We start from the raw sequence: 2,316 nt of genomic DNA, 5'->3' as shown, positions 1-2,316 counted from the left end.
CACGGCCCGGCCCGTGTCCTCGCCATGTGCAACCAGAAGGGCGGTGTGGGCAAGACCACCTCATCGATCAACATCGCCGGGGCCATGTGCCAGTATGGGCGACGGGTGCTGATTGTGGACTTCGACCCCCAGGGTGCGGCCACTGTGGGTCTAGGCATCAATGCCAACAGCGTGGACAACACCATTTACACTGCCATGTTCGACCCGTCACTGGATGTTCACGAGGTAGTCAGGCACACCCGTTTTGACGGGCTGGACATCATCCCGGCCAATATTGATCTGTCGGCCGCCGAGATTCAGCTGGTTACCGAGGTCGGTAGGGAACAGGCTCTAGCAGCCACCATCCGGCCCCTGCGGCAGGAATATGATGCCATCATCATCGACTGCCAGCCCTCGCTTGGACTGCTGACCGTCAATGCGTTGACTGCCGCGGACGGGGTCATCATTCCCGTGGCGGCCGAGTTCTTCGCCCTGCGCGGCGTGGCACTGCTCATGCAATCCATTGAGAAGGTCCGTAGCCGCATCAATCCTGACCTGCAGGTTTACGGTGTTCTGGTCACCATGTACACCAAGACCCTGCATTCGGACGAGGTGCTTCAGCGTATCTACGAGGCCTTCAGGGGCAAGGTCCTGCACTCCATCATCAGCCGGTCCATCAAGCTGCCCGACGCCACGGTGGCCGGTGAGCCCATCACTATGTTCGCACCCGAGCACAAGACCGCCAAGGAGTATCGGGAGGTTGCCCGGGAGCTGATCGCCCGCGGCATCGTGGCGTGAGCGGATCAGCGGACGGCTTCGCCGTCGACCTGGATGTCTACCAGGGGCCCTTCGACCTGCTGCTGGGCATGCTGGCCAACCGAAAGCTCTCCCTGACAGAGGTTTCGCTGGCCTCCATCACTGGGGAGTTTCTGGACTACGTGCGCACACTGGACTTCAGTCAGGGTCTGGATCAGGCCAGCGCCTTCCTGGACGTGGCCTCTGTTCTGGTAGAGGCCAAGAGCGCTGCCCTCCTGCCTGTGGAGGACGAATCCATGCGTGACCAGGCCTCCATGGATGCCCTTCGTGAGCGTGATCTGCTCTTTGCCAGACTTCTGCAGTACAGGGCCTTCAAGCAGGCTGGACAGGACTTTCGAGCCAGGCTGGCCGCCAACTCGGGCCGCTACCCGCATCCCGGCCATCTGGAGCCCCAGCTGGCCCATCTGCTGCCTGATCTGGTCTGGACCCTGAAACCGGAGGATCTGGCCCTGCTCTGCGCCAATGCCCTGGTCAACGCTCCGGCCTCAGAGGTTCGTCTGGACCAGCTGCATGTGCCCCTGGTCGACCTGAACAAGGAGGCCGACCAGGTTCGCCAGGCCCTGCTGGCGCAGCCCGGTCAGCCTGTGGCTTTCGCCGACCTGGTCGCCTCCTCCAAGGGCCGGGCGCAGGTGGTGGCCCGATTCCTGGCTGTGCTGATTTTCTTTAGGCAGGAGCTGATCCAGTACCGTCAGGATGGCCCCTACCAACCGCTCTATCTGCGCTGGGTTGGGCCTATCCAGGAGCCGGAAACGGCCTTGATCAGTGAGGGGGACTTCGCATGAGCCAATCCTCGGCTCCCGATACCCGTCCCGAATATGTGGACTTCGACGTGCAGGACTTTCCCGGCGGGCTGGCCGCCTGTCTGGAGGCTATTTTGGTGGCCACGGATCGGCCGCTGACTGCAGAGGACTTCTCCCGGGTGCTGGCCGTGGATCCGGGTCCGGTCAATGTCGCCCTGGAATCGCTGGCCGAATCCTATAGCGATCGAGGATTCGAACTGCGTCGGACCGCCCGAGGCTGGCAGCTGACCAGCCGGGCCGTCTACCAGCCCGTGGTGGCGGCTTTCGTCAAGGACGGTCAGACGGCCAGACTTTCCCAGGCGGCCCTGGAGGCCCTGGCCATCGTGGCCTATCGCCAGCCCATGACCCGTGCCCAGGTGGGCCAGATTCGCGGGGTCAATTCAGACGGGGTCATCCGGGCCCTGCTGGTGCGTGGCTTGGTCCGGGAGGAGGGCCTGGATGAGCAGACCCACGCCGCGCTGCTGGTTACCACCGACCTCTTCCTTGAACGGATGGGCCTGCAATCCTTGGAGGATCTGCCCTCCCTGGCCCCCTTCCTGCCCGATGAAGACTCGGCTCTGGCCCAAGCCCGCCAGGAGCTGTCTGGGCAACCCGAATCTCCGGATCCTGCCCAGGGTTCGCCCCAGGGCGAGGAGGAGTGAACACCTGTCACACAAGGCGGTTACACTTGTCTCTGTTTGTCCAATTCCTGGACCACGCCAGCCGGCAGCTAGGCCGGTGG

At 63.4% G+C, this 2,316-nt stretch carries 3 protein-coding genes; all 3 read left to right on the top strand.

The window, feature by feature from the left end; genetic code table 11:
• The coding region (locus AC0AP0_RS12175; RefSeq protein ID WP_490430666.1) for a ParA family protein at positions 1–777 on the top strand (777 nt) is incomplete at its 5' end.
• Entirely contained in the window at positions 774–1,577 is an 804-nt protein-coding gene (locus tag AC0AP0_RS12170; RefSeq protein WP_490430665.1) for a segregation and condensation protein A, read from the top strand. The genes AC0AP0_RS12175 and AC0AP0_RS12170, both read left to right, overlap by 4 nt.
• Positions 1,574–2,236, top strand: a complete 663-nt coding sequence (scpB, locus tag AC0AP0_RS12165; protein ID WP_490430664.1) for an SMC-Scp complex subunit ScpB — start codon at positions 1,574–1,576, stop codon at positions 2,234–2,236. Before AC0AP0_RS12170 ends, scpB begins: the two co-directional genes overlap by 4 nt.
• Positions 2,237–2,316 lie beyond the last annotated feature (80 nt).

It is taken from the genome of Bifidobacterium sp. POST2/T3 (B1), from assembly GCF_058197115.1.
Note: the sequence above shows the minus strand (reverse complement) of the source record. Positions and strands in the feature narration are given on the sequence as shown.